The sequence below is a fragment of the Rhodopseudomonas palustris genome (assembly GCF_013415845.1).
Taxonomy (GTDB): Bacteria; Pseudomonadota; Alphaproteobacteria; order Rhizobiales; family Xanthobacteraceae; genus Rhodopseudomonas; species Rhodopseudomonas palustris_F.
Map to the genome: position 1 here is coordinate 4561220 of NZ_CP058907.1, position 16183 is coordinate 4577402.

At 65.2% G+C, this 16183-nt stretch carries 16 protein-coding genes; 9 read left to right on the top strand and 7 right to left on the bottom strand.

The window, feature by feature from the left end; all coding sequences use genetic code 11:
• Positions 1 to 231: 231 nt before the first annotated feature.
• From HZF03_RS20785 to HZF03_RS20795, 3 genes are all read right to left on the bottom strand, one after another.
• On the bottom strand, positions 232 to 1146 hold the full coding sequence (locus HZF03_RS20785) for an ABC transporter permease (RefSeq protein WP_119019219.1): 915 nt from the start codon (positions 1144 to 1146) through the stop codon (positions 232 to 234).
• Entirely contained in the window at positions 1143 to 2285 is a 1143-nt protein-coding gene (locus tag HZF03_RS20790) for an ABC transporter ATP-binding protein (RefSeq protein ID WP_119019220.1), read from the bottom strand. Before HZF03_RS20790 ends, HZF03_RS20785 begins: the two co-directional genes overlap by 4 nt.
• Before the next feature lie 100 nt (positions 2286 to 2385).
• The gene (locus HZF03_RS20795) at positions 2386 to 3192 is read right to left on the bottom strand and encodes a TrmB family transcriptional regulator (protein WP_011159696.1); all 807 of its coding nucleotides are present in this window, start codon (positions 3190 to 3192) and stop codon (positions 2386 to 2388) included.
• A gap of 230 nt (positions 3193 to 3422) precedes the next feature.
• Between HZF03_RS20795 and HZF03_RS20800 the strand changes: the two genes are divergently transcribed.
• Genes HZF03_RS20800 through HZF03_RS20820 form a run of 5 tightly spaced genes read left to right on the top strand, consistent with a single transcriptional unit; the run spans position 3423 to position 7898 of the window.
• Positions 3423 to 4256 (top strand): ABC transporter permease, encoded by an 834-nt coding sequence (locus HZF03_RS20800; RefSeq protein ID WP_011159697.1) that lies wholly within the window; start codon positions 3423 to 3425, stop codon positions 4254 to 4256.
• An 11-nt stretch (positions 4257 to 4267) separates the two neighbouring features.
• A complete protein-coding gene (locus tag HZF03_RS20805) occupies positions 4268 to 5122 on the top strand; it encodes an ABC transporter ATP-binding protein (protein ID WP_011159698.1) in 855 nt (284 codons plus the stop codon).
• Positions 5123 to 5125: 3 nt separating this feature from the next.
• On the top strand, positions 5126 to 6181 hold the full coding sequence (locus HZF03_RS20810) for an ABC transporter substrate-binding protein (protein ID WP_119019221.1): 1056 nt from the start codon (positions 5126 to 5128) through the stop codon (positions 6179 to 6181).
• A 56-nt stretch (positions 6182 to 6237) separates the two neighbouring features.
• A complete protein-coding gene (locus HZF03_RS20815) occupies positions 6238 to 6933 on the top strand; it encodes a flavin reductase family protein (protein WP_119020085.1) in 696 nt (231 codons plus the stop codon).
• A gap of 11 nt (positions 6934 to 6944) precedes the next feature.
• Positions 6945 to 7898 (top strand): carbon-nitrogen hydrolase family protein, encoded by a 954-nt coding sequence (locus HZF03_RS20820; RefSeq protein ID WP_119020084.1) that lies wholly within the window; start codon positions 6945 to 6947, stop codon positions 7896 to 7898.
• 42 nt (positions 7899 to 7940) lie between these two features.
• On the opposite strand, the gene HZF03_RS20825 is transcribed toward HZF03_RS20820, so the two are convergent.
• Positions 7941 to 10619, bottom strand: coding sequence for a sensor domain-containing protein (locus HZF03_RS20825; RefSeq protein ID WP_179906211.1), 2679 nt, complete (start codon positions 10617 to 10619; stop codon positions 7941 to 7943).
• Entirely contained in the window at positions 10540 to 10776 is a 237-nt protein-coding gene (locus tag HZF03_RS20830; RefSeq protein WP_085977309.1) for a hypothetical protein, read from the bottom strand. Before HZF03_RS20830 ends, HZF03_RS20825 begins: the two co-directional genes overlap by 80 nt.
• Before the next feature lie 12 nt (positions 10777 to 10788).
• On the opposite strand from HZF03_RS20830, the gene HZF03_RS20835 reads away from it, so the two are divergent.
• From HZF03_RS20835 to HZF03_RS20845, 3 genes are all read left to right on the top strand, one after another.
• A complete protein-coding gene (locus tag HZF03_RS20835; protein ID WP_119019872.1) occupies positions 10789 to 11889 on the top strand; it encodes an NAD(P)/FAD-dependent oxidoreductase in 1101 nt (366 codons plus the stop codon).
• A 123-nt stretch (positions 11890 to 12012) separates the two neighbouring features.
• Entirely contained in the window at positions 12013 to 12711 is a 699-nt protein-coding gene (locus tag HZF03_RS20840) for a GntR family transcriptional regulator (protein ID WP_234832334.1), read from the top strand.
• A gap of 275 nt (positions 12712 to 12986) precedes the next feature.
• Entirely contained in the window at positions 12987 to 14189 is a 1203-nt protein-coding gene (locus HZF03_RS20845) for an ABC transporter substrate-binding protein (RefSeq protein ID WP_119019870.1), read from the top strand.
• A gap of 432 nt (positions 14190 to 14621) precedes the next feature.
• Here HZF03_RS20845 and HZF03_RS20850 read toward each other — a convergent pair whose 3' ends face one another.
• Positions 14622 to 14804 (bottom strand): YdcH family protein, encoded by a 183-nt coding sequence (locus HZF03_RS20850; protein ID WP_012497432.1) that lies wholly within the window; start codon positions 14802 to 14804, stop codon positions 14622 to 14624.
• 358 nt (positions 14805 to 15162) lie between these two features.
• Here HZF03_RS20850 and HZF03_RS20855 point away from each other — a divergent pair, with 358 nt between their 5' ends.
• Positions 15163 to 15369 carry a YdcH family protein gene (locus HZF03_RS20855; protein WP_012497433.1) on the top strand — a complete coding sequence of 69 codons (207 nt, stop codon included), beginning with the start codon at positions 15163 to 15165 and terminating at the stop codon, positions 15367 to 15369.
• Here the strand turns inward: HZF03_RS20855 and HZF03_RS20860 are convergent.
• Positions 15359 to 16087, bottom strand: coding sequence for a GGDEF domain-containing protein (locus HZF03_RS20860; protein WP_042441280.1), 729 nt, complete (start codon positions 16085 to 16087; stop codon positions 15359 to 15361). The genes HZF03_RS20855 and HZF03_RS20860 overlap by 11 nt on opposite strands.
• Between the last annotated feature and the right edge of the window lie 96 nt (positions 16088 to 16183).

The following is a 16183-nucleotide window of genomic DNA, read 5'->3' on the forward strand; positions in this document are numbered from 1 at the left end:
CCTCCCCTGGAGGGGGAGGGTCGGCACGCAGGCCGCGAAGCGGATTGCGTGACGGGGTGGGGTGAGCCGCGGGCACGGCGGATGAACTCTTCGCCACCCCACCCCGCTCGCTACGCGAGCGACCCTCCCCCTCCAGGGGAGGGTGCCCCCCGCACCAGCGAGAAACGCCTATCCGCGATGGTACTCCCACAAAGGACAACGCAGCGACTCCAGCCGAGTCCGCCAACACCATCACGACCTCCCTTCGAGCTGACGGCGCTGCGCCCGCTCGTAGATCAGCAGCGGCAGCAGCAACACGCCGAGCAGCAGCACCGCCAGCGCCGAGGCGACCGGCCAGTCGCGGTTGGTGAAGAACTCCAGCCACAGCGTCTGGCCGATCATCGGCGAGGTCGAGCCGCCGAGTAGATCGGGGATGACGAACTCGCCGACGATCGGGATGAAGCACAGCAGCACGCCGGCGCCGATGCCGGGCAACGACAGCGGGAACGTCACCAGCCAGAATGCCTGCCGCGGCGAGGCGCCGAGATCGGCGGCGGCTTCCGACAGCGAATGCGGCAGCTTCGCCAGCGTCGCATACAGCGGCAGCACCATGAAAGGCAGATACGAATAGACGATGCCGACATACATCGCGGTGTCGGTCGACAGCCACACTACCGGCTTCGACACGATGTGCAGCGCCAGCAGCAGCTGATTGAGCAGGCCGTCGTGCTGCAGAATGTTGATCCAGGCGTAGATGCGGATCAGGAACGAGGTCCAGAACGGCACGATCACCAGCATCATCGCCAGCGGCTGCCAGCGGCGCGGCAGCCGCGCCATCGCATAGGCGATCGGATAGCCGATCAGCAGCAGGGTCGCGGTCGACACCGCCGCGACGGTGAGGCTGCGCAAATACGAGACGACGTAGAGGTGGTCGCCGAGGATCAGCTTGAAATTATCGGCCGACAGCGCGTCGAACGCCGCGCGCAGCGCCGTCCAGCCGGCGGCGAGATCGAACACCGGCGTATAAGGGGGCTGCGCGATCGCGGTCTGCGACAGGCTGATCTTTACCACGAAGCCGAACGGCACCAGGAAGAACAGCAGCATCCAGACATAAGGCGCGACGGCTGCGAGCCGCGCCGGCTTGGTGAAAATCCGGCGGCCGCTCATCGGGTCAGCACCACGCAATCGTCGGGTGAGAACCACGCCACCACGTGCTGGCCGGCGTGATACGCATCGACGTCAAGCCGCGTCGTATTGGCCATCGCGGCCAGCAAGGTGGCACCGTGATTGAGCCGAACCTTGTAGCTGGTCATGCCGCCGGCATAGCCGATGTCGGTGATGGTGCCGTCGAGCCGGTTGATCGCATCGGCATGACCGGCATCGGCGGCAGGGCCGCGCAGCGACAGCTTGATCTTCTCCGGCCGGATCGCGACCGAAATCGCCTCAGTCTGCAGCGCCTCGCGCGGTTCGGCCACCACGACCTCGCCGGCCCCGCCGGTCGCGACGGTGATGCGTCCGTTGTCGCGGCCGGCGACGCTGCCTTCCAGCATGTTGACGTCACCGACGAACTCCGCGACCCAGCGCGACGCTGGCGCCTCATAGAGCTGCCGCGGCACTGCGACCTGGTCGAGCTTGCCGGCGCGCATCACGCCGATGCGGTCCGCCACCGTCATCGCCTCCTGCTGATCGTGGGTGACGATCACGAAGGTCATTCCGAGCCGCTTCTGCAGCGCCATCAGTTCGAGTTGAGTGCTTTCGCGCAGCTTCTTGTCCAGCGCCGCCATCGGCTCGTCGAGCAACAGCAGCTTCGGCCGCAGCGCCAGCGCCCGCGCCAGCGCGACGCGCTGCTGCTGGCCGCCGGAGAGCTGATCCGGCTTGCGCTTACCCAGTCCTTCGAGCCTCACCAGCGCCAGCATTTCGGCGACACGCGCCTTGATCTCCTTGCGCGGCAGCCGGGCCCGCTTCAGCCCGAACGCGATGTTGGCCGCGACCGTGAGGTGCGGAAACAGGGCGTAGTTCTGGAACATCATGTTGACCGGGCGCTCGTGCGGCAGCACCGCGGCGATATCCACGCCGTTCAGCAGGATGCGCCCGGCATCCGGCGTCTCGAAGCCCGCCAGCATCCGCAGCAGCGTCGTCTTGCCGCAACCGCTGGGACCCAGCAGCGCGAAGAACTCGCCCGCCTTGATGTCGAGCGACAGCCGGTCGACGGCAACGAACCCGCCGAACCGTTTCTCCACGGCTTCGATACGCAACAGCGGTTCACCGGCAACCTCGGCCGGCGCGGGATCAGCGTGCTCCGTCATTTCCTCAGCGTCTCTACAGCTCCAGGCCCGTTCGATCAGAACCGCAAGCTGTAGCGGCCTATCGCACGCTACTCAACCGCCGCGAACGCCGGTACTTCGCTCATCCCTCGCCGTCGGGCGTCAGGATCGCCGGCTCGGTGTCCGGTGTACTGAGATTCCACATCGCATCGAACATCGAAGCCTGGAACGCGGCGAATTCGGCGCTGTCGATGATCAGCCCGTAGCTCTCCCGCGCCGACGAGATCAGGCAGACTTTGTTGCCGTAGATGAAGCAAGTCATCGACAGCGTGTGCGCGTGCGGCGCGTAGCGCAGCTCGCGGCACAATTCCTGGCTGGACGGCCAGATCGGCGCGATGTCGCGCTCGACGGAGCGGATCACCCGCAACCAAATGCCGCGGCGCGCGCGCTCCTGCAGATAGCGCTCCATCTCCTCCAGCCCCGGCTCGGCCATCAGTTCGCGCATCGACAGCGTGGCGCGCAGCACCTTGTCGCCACCGGACAGCGTATCCCACAGCGTGGTGCGGATGCCTTCGGGGCCCGGATGGAAGCGCACGTTCGGCTGGCCGCTCTCGTGGTGGTACATCGAGCGCAGCACCGGCATGACGTCTTCCAGCATCTGCCGGCGCGCTTCCAGCCGCTCCAACAGGATGCCGGGCTCCTGGGCGACGACGAACCGCCGCTTGCCGTGGTCGACGAACCGGACCAGCCCCTCAGCCTCCAGCTTGGCGAGCGCATCATGGGCGGTGGTGCGCGGCAAGCCGGCCTTGGCCGCAACCGCCGTCACCGAGGCGCCGCCGAGGCCCACGGCGGTCAGATACAGCTTGTAGAGCGAACCGGTGATGCCGATCCGGGCCAATTTTCCTTCGATATCCAACGTCGTCCCCCACCGCCGAAGCGCGCCGACCATGTCTGATCTCGGCCGCAACGTCTATTGTCGGATTTTCCCGACGATTTCTTGTCGAAATCGACCGCAATGCACAATGCGCCGGCAAATGACGTCAAGTTAAGCGGATATTTTGCGGTTTTGCTCGATTTATATTCCGCCAACCCCTCGATTCCGGATTGACGGATTTATCCGACATATCCCAAAGTTAGACGGTCACGCGAGCACACAGCGCGACCAAAGGAGGATTGCAGATGGAAGCGGAAGCCGATGCGGGCCGCCTGCCGGTTGAAACCATGAGGCCGCGGTTCGCGATGATTCAGAACGCCTTTGCGGGGCGACCGATGCGGGCGGCGGTGGGTCTCACCGCGTTCTTCGCGATCTGGCAGGCGATCACGCAGCTCAATCTGGTCGACGGCTTCTTGCTGCCCTCGCCGGTCGCGATCGCCGAAGCGCTGTGGGAGCTCGCGCTCGACGGCTCGCTGTGGGTGCATCTCGGCGCCAGCCTGCAGCGCGTTGCGGTCGGCTTCCTGCTCGCCTGCGTCGTCGGGCTGACGCTCGGCCTGATCTGCGGCTGGTGGCGGACGGTGTCCGACTACGTGCGGCCGGTGATCGAAGCGCTGCGGCCGATCCCGCCGCTGGCCTGGATCCCGATTACCATCCTGTGGTTCGGGCTCGGCGACGCCGCCTCCTACTTCCTGGTTTTCCTCGGCGCGGTGTTTCCGGTTTTCATCGCCACCTACACGGCGATCCGCGGCCTCGACCGCAACCAGATGAACGCCGCGCTGTGCCTCGGCGCCAAGCCCTGGCAGCTGTTTACCGACGTGCTGATCCCGGCCTCGCTGCCGATCATCCTGCCCGGCCTGCGCATCGCGCTCGGCGTCGGTTGGATGTGCGTGGTCACCGCCGAGCTGATCGCCGCCCAGACCGGCCTCGGCTACCTGATCCAGCAGTCGCGCATGCTCTTCCAGATCAACAATGTCGTCGCCGGCATGGTGACGATCGGTCTGATCGGCTTCGCGATGTCCGCCATCCTTGAACGTATCGAGCGGCGCGTGAACGCGTGGGCTCCTTCCGAGCGCAGCTGAGGGTCCTCACCATGAACGCAAATCTTGCATTGGCAACTTCAGCGATCCCCACTGCCGCGCCGGCGCTCGCCGCCCGCGCCGCTGCCGCAGAGGTCCAGATCGACATCCGCAACGTCGGTAAGGTCTACGACTCAAAGACGACACACCAGGCGGTGATCGCGCTCGACGGCGTGTCGCTGCGCATCAAGAAAGGCGAGTTCATCTCGCTGCTCGGCCCGTCCGGCTGCGGAAAGTCGACGCTGCTCAGCATCATCGCCGGCTTCCAGTCGGCCTCGAGCGGCCAGATCCTGCAGAACGGCCGGCCGATCTCCAAGCCGGATGCCTCGCGCACCGTGGTGTTCCAGGACTACGCGCTGTTCGGCTGGATGACGGTGCAGCAGAACGTCGAGTTCGGCCTCAAGGCCAAGGGCATGCCCAAGGCTCAGCGCGCCGAGATCGCGCGTGAGCTGATCAAGACCGTCCACCTCGCCGGCTTCGAGGACAAGTATCCGCACCAGATGTCCGGCGGCATGAAACAGCGCGCCGCGATCGCGCGCGCTTTGGCGCCCGATCCCGACATCCTCTTGATGGACGAGCCGTTCGGCGCGCTCGACGCCCAGACCCGCGTGCTGCTGCAGGAAGAAATCGCCCGCATCTCCACCGAAGCCGGCAAGACGGTGATCTTCGTCACCCACGGCATCGACGAGGCGGTGTTCCTCGCCGACCGTGTCGTAGTGATGAGCCCGCGGCCAGGCCGGGTGCGCGACGAAGTGCTGGTGCCGCTGCCGCGGCCGCGCACCGCCGAAATGCGTTCCGATCCATGGTTCGTCTCCACGGTCAAAGACCTCTGGGAGACGCTGAAGCCTGAATGGCAAAAAGGGGAATAAGCCGTGACAATTACGCTATCGCGCCGCCGCTTCGGTCAGCTCGCCGCCGGCTTTGCCGCCACCATGCCGCTCGCCTCCCCGTCGATCCTGCGCGCGCAGGCAGGCGATGTGGTCAAGATGTGCTGGTTCAACACCACCACGGTCTCTGCCCAGATCGCCCATGTGCTGATGCGCACCGACATCGCCGAGCGCAACGGCCTGAAGATGGAGATGATCCAGCTCGCCGCCTCGCCCGCGATCACCGAGGCGCTGGTCTCCGGCGCCGGCGACATCGGCACGCTGTCCGATTTTGCCGCCGTCACCACGATGGCGATCGGCGCACCGGTCACCACGGTGTCGTCGCAGGCGATCTTCCGTTCGGCCGTGCTCACCACCAAGAAGTCCGGCATCAATGATCTCGCCGGCCTCAAGGGCAAGCAGATCTACGGCACCTTCGGCATCACCGCGTTCCAGAACGCGCAGGAAGCCGTGCTGAAGGCCGGGCTGACGCCGGGCAAGGACGTCACCTTCGTCAATGTCGGTCCCGCAGAGCTGGCCGACGCGGTCGGCGCGCAGCGGATCGATGCGTTCTTCACCTACGATCCGTTCGTGTCGTTCTTCGAGAACTCCGGCCACGCCAAGGTGGTGTCGCAGAACGTCACCCCGGTGATCGTGCTCGCCGCCAACAACCGCTTCTTCAAGGACCGCCCGGAAGTGCTGAAGCGGATGCTGAAGGCGAACTCCGAAGCGCTGTTCTTCGCCAGCCAGAACCACGATCTGGTCAACGGCTGGTTCCGCACGCTGGAGCCCGCCAAGAACATCCCGGTCGAAGTGCTCGAGAAGGCGTCGAGCTACGATCCGGCGTGGAGCGCCAAGTCGTTCACCGACATCAAGGCGACGCTGACGCCGGCGCAGATCGCCAAGATGGACACCCTCGCCAAATGGGGCGTGGAAACTAAGCTGCTGCCGCGGGTGCCCGACGTCACCAAGTTCGTCGACACCACGATCGCCAGCGCCGTCGACAAGGAAGCCGCGGCCAAGGGCTTCGACCCGAAGAGCGTGAAGATCACCCGCGCCTGATCGGACTGATTAGGGACTTTCGGCTGTCTCCTCATGGCCGGGGCTTCGCCCCGGCCATGACAGAACTGCGAGTGAGAGACTTGCACGACTTGGTACCAAAGCCGCAGCGTCACTTCGATTTCGCCCAAATGTCCGGCGCGGATCGCTATCGCCTGATGGCCTCGACCATCATGCCGCGTCCGATCGCATGGGTCGTCACGCGTTCGCCCGACGGCTGCATCAACGCGGCACCCTATTCGTTCTTCAACATGTTCGGTTCCGATCGCCCGGTGGTCGCGCTCGGCATTCTGGCGCGGCCCGACGCGCCGAAGGATACAGCCGCGAACATCCGCGCCACCGGCGAATTCGTCATCAACCTCGTGCCGTTCGGCCTGGTCGAGGCGATGAATGCAACCTGTGTCGAAGCGCCGCCGGAGGTCGACGAACTCGACCTCGCGGGGCTGGAGACGCTGCCGAGCGTCGCCATTGCGCCGCCGCGCATCGCCGCCTCCCCGGTCGCGTTCGAATGCCGCCGCACCCATTGGCTCGACACCGGTCCCGGACAGGTGATGGTGGTCGGCGAGGTGCTGCACGCGCACTACGCCCAAGACGTGCTGACCGGCGATCCGGAGCGCCCGCGCGTCGACCACGCCGCGCTCGATCTCGTCGGCCGGATGCACGGCGCCTCCGCCTACACCCGCACGCGTGACCTGTTCGATCTCGACCGTCCGCTCTGGAAGGACGCGCAGATCATCACCACCACCGCATCATAAGGACTCATCAGATGGCTAAGTTGAAAGTCGCGGCAGTTCAGGCGACGACCGTTCCGTTCGACGCCGCGGCAGCGACCGCCCGCACCGTCGCATTGATCGGCGAAGCCGCCGCCAAGGGCGCGAAGATCGCGGTGTTTCCGGAGGCGTTCATCGGCGGCTATCCGAAGGGTCTCGACTTCGGCTGCGCCATCGGTCGGCGCACGCCGGAAGGCCGCGAGGATTTCGCCCGCTATGTCCGCGGCGCCATCACCGTGCCGGGCCCGGAGGTCGACCAGCTCGTCGCCGCCTGCGCGGAGCACGACCTCCACGCCACGGTCGGCGTGATCGAGCGCGACGGCGGCACGCTGTACTGCACCGCGCTGTATCTGGCCCCGACCGGCCTGCTCGGCATCCATCGCAAGATCATGCCGACCGGCTCGGAACGGCTGGTGTGGGGCTTCGGCGACGGCTCGACCCTGACGGTGGTCGACACGCCCTATGGCCGGCTCGGCGGCGCGATCTGCTGGGAGCACTACATGCCGCTGATGCGCGCCGCCTACTACGCCAAGGGCGTGCAGATCTGGGCGGCGCCGACCGCCGACGATCGCGAGAGCTGGATCGCCACCATGCGCCACATCGCGCTGGAAGGCCGCTGCTTCGTGATCGGCGCCTGCCAGGTGATGCGTCGCTCCGACTTCCCGGCGGACTATGCCAGCCGGATCGAGGCCGGCCCGGACGAGTGGATGATGCATGGCCGCTCGGTGATCGTCGGACCGCTCGGCGAAATCCTCGCCGGTCCGCTGCTCGACGAAGAGGGCATCCTCACCGCAGATATCGACACCGACGACATTCTCGGATCGAAGCTCGACTTCGACGCGGTCGGGCACTATTCGCGGCCGGACCTGTTCACGCTGCAGGTCGATGAGCGGCCGCAGACGCCGGTGGCGTTCAGCGCCAAAACCGGTGCAGGCGACACCGGAGCCTGACCGGCTCCAAACTAAGCGCGGCGCGCTGCGCGGAGTAGGTGATCAGCCTGCTTCGCGTGCGCGCGCCGGGGCGCGGTCTTCCAGCGCATCGAGCCCGACCAGCCAGCGATACTGATCGATCGGTGCCGGCTTGCCGATCAGATAGCCTTGCACCGCGTCGCAGGACTCGTCGACCAGGAAGTCGAGCTGATCCTGGGTCTCGACGCCTTCGGCCACCAGCGTGACGCCGAGGCCGTGGCCGAGCCCGATCACGGCGCGAACGATCGCCGCCGATTGCGGGTTGCGGCCGAGATTCATGATGAAGGCGCGGTCGATCTTGATCTTGTCGAACGGGAACGCCTGCAGATAGGTCAGCGAGGAATAGCCGCTGCCGAAATCGTCCATCGACACCCGGACGCCGAGCGCCTTCAGCCGGCGCAGCAGCGACAGGCCGCGATCGAAATCTTCGATCAGCACGCCCTCGGTGATTTCGAGTTCCAGCCGGCCCGGCTCCAGCCCGGTCTGCAACAGCACCTCGTGGACGAACGCGACCAGATCGGTGTTGAGGAATTGCGCCGGCGACAGGTTGACGGCGACCTGCAGCGGCCGGGCCCACGAGGCGGCCTGGCGGCAGGCTTCACGCAGGATCCACTCGCCGAGCTCGACGATCAGCCCGCTCTCTTCGGCGAGTGGAATGAATTCGCTCGGCGGCACGAAGCCGCGGGTCGGATGGCGCCAGCGCGTCAGCGCTTCGAAGCCGACGATGTCGTTGTTGCCGACCCGCTTGGTGCTCGACGCCTGCGGCTGGTAGTACAGCGACATCTCGCCGTTGCGGATCGCATTCGACAGATCCTGATGCAGCACCCGCCGGTCGCGGATCTGCATGTCCATTTCGGGCTCGAACACCGTGACCGAGCCACGCGCCTTGGCCTTGGCACGGAACAGGGCGGCGCCGGCGTTGGCGAGCAGCGAGGCCGCGTCGGTGCCGTTGGCGGGGAACAGCGCGACGCCGGTGGTGACGCCGATCCGCACCGTCTTGCCGTCGATCACGAAGCCCGGTGCCAGCGCCTTGGCCACCATGCTGGCGAGGTCGCGCGCCGCAGCCGGCTGCGGGCCATCGATGATCAGGCCGAACTCGTCGCCGGACAGCCGCGCCACTACGCCGCCGCGGGACGCCCATTCGATCCGCCGTGCCACCTCGATCAGCAGCTTGTCGCCGATCGCGTGGCCGAACACGTCGTTGATCTCCTTCAGACCATCGAGGTCGACGGAAAGCACGGCGAATTCATCGACCGCGTTGTCACACGCCTCGATCATCTGGGTCAGCGACTTCAGGAACGCATCACGGTTAGGCAGGTCGGTGAGGCCGTCGTGATACGCCATGTGCGCCATCCGCGCCTCGGTCTGGCGGCGATCGGTGACGTCGACATGGGTCTTGATCAGGTAGTGCGCCTGGTCGGCCTCGTCGGTGACGGTCATCCGCCGGGTGACGAACAGGCGCAAGCCGCCGGCGGTCGAGATCGGATGCTCTTCGACCACAAGGCCGCCCTTGCGGATCGCCAGTTCGTCGCGCTCGGCGATCAGCCGGGCTTCCTTGGCATTGAAGATCTCGCCGGTGGTCAGCCCGGTGGCATCCTCGCGGCGGCGGTTGAGGATGATCTCGGCGCCGCGGTTGGCGAGCATGTAGCGGCCGTCCGCGGTGTTCTGCACCGTCAGCGCCACCGGAATGTTGTCGATCACCAGTTCGAGGAAGCGCTTGGTCTTTTCCAGCTCGACCGACAATGCGCGGCGATTGGTGACGTCCTCGAACAGCGCGATCAGGAATTCAGGCTCGCCGTGTTCGTTGCGAGCGACCACGCGGTTGCTGGCGAGAATGCGATCGCCCCGCCCCAGCTCGACCGTCAACTCGGATTGGAAGGCGCCGGTGATCGATTGCAGTGCGCTCTGGTCCGCCTCGCGGATGCTCGCCGCGGACCGCGCGGGATACAACTGATCGGCGGTGGCGCCGATGATCTTGTCGCGGCTCAGCCCTGACAGAGTCTCGAACGCCCGGTTGGCCAGGATGTAGCGACCGTCTTCGATGCTCTTGGCGGCGACGCAGACCGGGATGTTGTCGATCACCGACTCCAGGAACTGCTTGGTGGTCGACAGCTCCTTCGACATCCGGCGCAGTTCGCTGCAATCGTCGTGGGTCGCGATCGTGCCGCCATTGGCGAGCCGCGAGAACTTGACCTGGATGCAGCGACCGTCCGGCAGCTCGGCCACGTAGCCCTGCGGCAGACCGGCGTTGCGATAGAACTCGTCATTGGTCAGATCGAGCATGCCGCGCGCGCGTCGCAGAGCCAGCAGATCGCGCCCGGGCATTCCCGGCGTGACCTCTGCGCGCGTCAGGTCGTACATCGCCAGATAGCGATCGTTGCAGAACACGATGCGGCCGGACGCGTCGGCGATCACGACGCCCTGCTGCAGCTTGTTCAGCACGGAGTCGACCAGAATGTTCTTGCGGCGATGGGCGCGGCGCTGCTTGCGCAGCATTGAGGTCGCCCACAGTGCGGTCGCGCACGTGAAGGCCGCGACGACGAAGCCACCGATCAGCAATTCCCAGAGGATCTCAGGTTCGATGCTGCCGATGTAGCTGGCGGGCACGAAGCCGGGCGCGGCGTTAGCCGCCGCCGAAAACAGACAGGTGCTCAATGCAGCACATGCTGCCCCCCTGCCCGCTTTCCTGATCCGCGCCGTCATACAACACCCAGAGATTGCAATCGGAGTCTGGTGCAAGAGATGTTTGGAACATGTAAACACCGCTGGCCCGGCAGGCAGTGATTGCGCGAATTTTCATCAATTGACCCGAGATGGTTAACCCGATCATAAACGCCGCCGGACGAGTGAATCGCAACATGAGCGCGGATCGATGGATGAAGTTGAGTGCGTCGTAGTCGGCGCGGGTGTGGTCGGGTTGGCGATCGCGCGAAAGCTGGCGCAGCAGGGCCGCGAAGTGATCGTGGTCGAACAAGCCGAGGCGATCGGGACCGGCACCTCGTCGCGCAACAGCGAAGTGATCCACGCCGGCATCTATTATCGGGCCGGCAGCCTGATGGCGCAGCTCTGTGTCGCGGGCCGGCAGGCGCTGTATGCGTATTGCGCCGATCACGGCATTCCGCATCGGAAATGCGGCAAGCTGATCGTCGCCACCACCGCCGCGGAAGCCGACAAGCTGGAGTCGATCCGCGCCCACGCCGCCGCCAACGGCGTCGATGACCTGCGCGCGATCGACGGCGCGGAGGCACAGCGGATGGAGCCGGCGCTCTCTTGCGTGGCAGCGCTCGTTTCACCCTCGACCGGAATCGTCGACAGCCACGCCTACATGCTGGCGCTGCGCGGTGATGCCGAAGCGGCCGGCGCGGCGTTCGCATTTCACGCGCCGCTGCTGTCGGCACGCCGTGAGGGCGAAGTGCTTGCGCTCGAGATCGGCGGCGAGATGCCGATGACGCTCGGCTGCCGGCTGTTGATCAATGCCGCCGGCCTCGGCGCAACTGCAGTGGCGCGTTCGATCGCGGCCATGCCATCCGAGCTGGTGCCGACGCCTTATCTCGCCAAGGGCAATTACTTCACCTGCAGCGCGCGCGCCCCCTTCTCCCACCTGATCTATCCGGTGCCGGAGCCAGGTGGTCTCGGCGTGCATCTGACGCTGGATCTCGGCGGCCAGGCCAAGTTCGGCCCCGACGTCGAATGGATCGACGAGCTCGACTACGTGGTCGATCCGGCGCGCGCGGCGCGGTTCTATCCGGCGATCCGCAAATACTGGCCCGGCCTGCCGGATGGCGCGCTGTCGCCGGGCTATTCCGGCATCCGGCCGAAGATCGTGCCACCGTCCATCGCAGTGCAGGATTTCGTGGTTCAGAGCCCGCGTGAGCATGGCGTGCCGGGCCTGATCAACCTGTTCGGGATCGAGTCCCCGGGATTGACGGCGGCGCTGGCGATTGCCGACCACGTCGCCGCGCTGGCCGGCTGATCGAACTCACGTCGCAACCGGCTGCGTCAACAAAATATCGAAAATCGATTTTTTGTTGACGGGCGGCATCTCTTGCGATTTGCTCGCAGCATGAGCAGCGTAAGCCCGATCCTGCACTATGCGTTGGATGGCGACGGCCCGCGGAGCCTGACTTCCGCGGTACAGGAGCGGATACGCGCGGACATTCTGGCGACCCGTCTGCTACCCGGACAAAAGCTGCACATCGCAGGCCTTGCCAAGCAGTTCTCGGTCAGTCTCGCGGCCGTCCGCGAAGCGCTGTCCCGCCTCGTCGCCGACGGGCTGGTGCAGGCCGCCGACCAGCGCGGCTTCCGCGTCAGCCCGGTGTCACTGCAGGATCTCGCCGACGTCACCCGATCGCGTATCGAGATCGAAGGCTTGATGCTGCGGCGATCGATCGAACTCGGTGACGAGGCCTGGTTGAACGCGGTCGAAGCCGCCTGGAGCGCCCTGAAGGCGTTTCCGCACCGTTTTCCGGGCGACGATCCCCTGCAGTACGACGAATGGGCCAAGCGCCATAACGCCTTTCATCTGGTGCTGGTGAGCGGCTGTGACTCGCCCTGGCTACTGCGCTTCCGCAAACTTCTGCACGAACAAAGCGAACGCTACCGAAGGCTGTCGATCCGCCGCGACTCCGGACGCGATCCGGCCGATGTCGAGGTTGAGCACGCGGCCATCGTCGAGGCGGTGATCAGACGCGACGCCGAGGCGGCGGTCGCGGCTTTGGCCAAGCATTTTACGGCGACCAAAGACAGCGTCGCGATCTCTTCCGGCGAAATTCTCGAGGTCGATCGGGCGGTTTGACCGTCCGCGTCTCGTCGTTATTCGCGACGCAGCCCGCGTCGCTCGAATGATCAAAACGATGGCCGAGGGCGTCCCAGGGACGCCCCGAGCGCCGCAACAGCGGCTTTGCGCGATGGAGAGCAGCTCGCGCGAAGAGAACACCTCAAGCCAACGGAGAACTCCAGTCCCCTGCGGCTGATCGCCAACCACCGATCCCACAGCAACCATTCGACCCAAACGGCGACCGGCATTCAACGACCGGCACCTAACAAAAACAACCAAACGGAGGAAACAAGATGCGCATGACGACCGCGCGGGCATTGCTCGCCGTATCACTCGGTCTGATCGGCACGGCCGCATCGGCCGAGGATCAACCTGGGATTACCGAGACCGAAATCCGCATCGGGCAGACCATGCCCTATAGCGGGCCGGTTTCGGCATTCGGGATTCTCGGCAAGGGCGAGCTCGCTTACTTCAAGATGGTCAATGATCGCGGCGGCATCAACGGCCGCAAGATCAACCTGATCTCGCTCGACGACGGCTACGTGCCGCCGAAGACCGTGGAGCAGACCAGACGACTGGTGGAAAGCGACGAAGTCTCGTTCATCTTCTCCACCATGGGCACCGCGCACAACACCGCGATCGCCAAATATCTGCAAAACAAGAAGGTGCCGCAGCTGTTCGTCGCTTCCGGCGCCTCCAAATTCGGCGACATCTCGCAGTACCCGCTCGCCATCATGGGCATCATGGCGCCGTTCCGCAACGAAGCAAGAATGTACGCCCGCTACGCCCTGGAGAAGAAGCCGGACGCCACCTTCGCGGTGATCGCACAGAACGACGATTTCGGCCGCGACTATCTTGCCGGGCTGCGCGACGTGCTCGGCGAGCGCTACGACAAGGCGGTGACCGCAAGCATGTACGAAGTCACCGACCCGACCATCGACTCGCAGATCGTCAGCCTGAAGGCCAGCGGCGCCGATGCGCTGATCATCGCCGCGACACCAAAGTTCGCCGCACAGGCGATCCGCAAGACGTTCGAGATCGGCTGGAAGCCGATGAGATTCCTGTCCAACGTCTCGGTGTGGATGTCGTCGGTGATGGAGCCGGCCGGCGTCGATGCCGGCGTCGGCATCATCTCGACTGCGTACGTCAAAGATCCGCTCGATCCCGCCTGGGCGAACGATCCCGGCGTGAAGGATTGGCGAGCCTACATGCAGAAGTACATCCCGGACGGAGACTTGCGCGATTCCAACTACGTCAACGGCTACAACAACGGCATGGTTGTCGAACACGTGTTGAAGGCGGCCGGCAACGATCTCAGCCGCGACAACATCATGAAGCAGGCGCTCTCGATCAAAGAGCTGGAGCTGCCGATGCTGCTGCCGGGCATCAAGGTTCAGACTGCGGCCGACGACCACCTTCCGATCGAGCAGGTCCAATTCATGCGCTTCACCGGCAAGCAATGGGAACGGTTCGGAGAGGTGCGCTCGACCAAGTAACCCTCGCTACTCGGCGGCAGCGCGAGTCTTGCATCGAGCCTGATGCAAGCATCGCGTGGCCGCCGTGCGCGGCGGCGCGAGCGCGGTCAATCATCGGATTGGAATCGGCGCCGGTCGCGAAACGCGAAATAGGATCAAGCGCGCAACGCTCACGCGAACATCGCGCGGACAGACTGATCAACGTGGTTGGGATGGGTCGCCAAGATTGACGGCGGCTACGGCGATTGCCGATCACGTCGCCAACCTTGCGGCGGTGTGACCGGCGTCAATCACCTGAAGATCGGGACTTCCAGTCCCCTCTGGCGCCGCCCGGAAGGCTCTTCGGCGTCAGAGGTGGACGATGTCCCGAAGCTGTTGCGATCGCATCACCACCATCAGATGTGGATGGACGCGAAGGTCAGCTTTGCTGCAGTGCAGTGCAGTGAGAGGAAGTCAGTGGAGGCTGGTCTTGGTTTGCTTCAGTTTCGCGATTTGATCCCGCACCATGAGCTTGCGACGTTTCAGCTCGGCAATACGCGCGTCGTCCGTAGAAGGATGGGCGAGAGCGTCGTGCAATGCCGTCTCCAGAACTTTGTGCTTGCGTTCCAGTTCGACGAGATGCGCCTGAATTGCCATACGAAACCTCCTCTTTTGGTGAGACTGAGTTTCCATCCGGACGAGGAAGTGTACATCTCTGGTGGCGTCTGTCGATAGGTCTTGAAATATCCGCGTCATAATTTCGCGCCCCACGAAACGATTCGAGAGCACGATCAGTTCATCCCCGCAAACGCCCGAGGATGCGGTCTTTCCTCAAAAGCATCGAATGTCAGAATGCGAGTTCTCGAATTATTCACCTGACGAAGGTCGTACGCCGCACGATGCGCGGACGCACCGCTTGCTCGCAACGCCGCAAAGGCGATAATGACGCCGAACTGATCGACATTCCTCCGCAACCGGCCCGCCGTTCGCGACCCGGTTCAAGCCGACACTGATCATGACCGACGAAGACGAGGGCGACCTCGGTGCCGAGCTGGCTAAGCTGCAACAAGAGCACCGCGATCTCGACGCCGCGATCGATGCGCTGCATCATTCGCCCGCGCCGGACCTGTTGCGGCTGCAACGACTGAAGAAGCGGAAGCTGGCGCTGCGCGATCGCATCGCCTTCATCGAAGATCAGATCACGCCCGACATCATCGCCTGATCGTTGCGCCCGACGCGGCGCGGCGCTCCGCCTTGCGGGCGTACATCGCCCGATCGGCAAGGGCGAACGCTTCGGCCGCGTCCATCTCCGGCGTCAGCATTGCAACGCCGGCGGAGATTCCGACCTCGATCGTTTGATCGCCATAGCGGATCGCAAGCTCGTCGACCGCGGCCTCCAAACCCAACGCTTTGGCGCGCGCGTCGGTTTCGTCGAGATTCCACAACAGCAAGGCGAACTCGTCGCCGCCGAGCCGGCCGATCAGATCGGACGCGCGGACATGGCGCAGCAGCGCTTCGGTCACGTTCTTCAGCACCACGTCGCCGGCTGCATGGCCCAGCGTGTCGTTGACCGGCTTCAGCCGATCGACGTCCAGCATGATCAGCGCACCGCCGGCGCCGTAGCGCTTGATATAGGCCAGCGCCCGGCCAAGCTCGCGCTCGAAGCCGCGGCGGTTGGCGATGCCGAGCAGGAAGTCGGTTTCGGCGCAAGCGCGCAACACGTCTATCTGGGCCAGCGCCGCCGCAAGCTGAGCCTTCAACCGGCGGATCTTGAGCTGCGGATCGGCCGGCAGCCGCCCCCCGGCAACACGCGCCCGCGGCGTCGCCGGAGCCGGGCGCGGCCCAGCGGGCGGTAATTTGCGCTTCTTGGCGGCAGGCTTTGGGGGCCCTCGGTCGACTGACCGGCGGGAGGACGAGGGGCGGATGGGCTTCTTTTTCATGAGAATCAGCCGGATAACCGCCACAACACTTGCCGCTCTTCACCAAGAAAGGATAGTGCATTCCGGGCGCCTTGGCCGGAGCGGCCGGCATCCCTA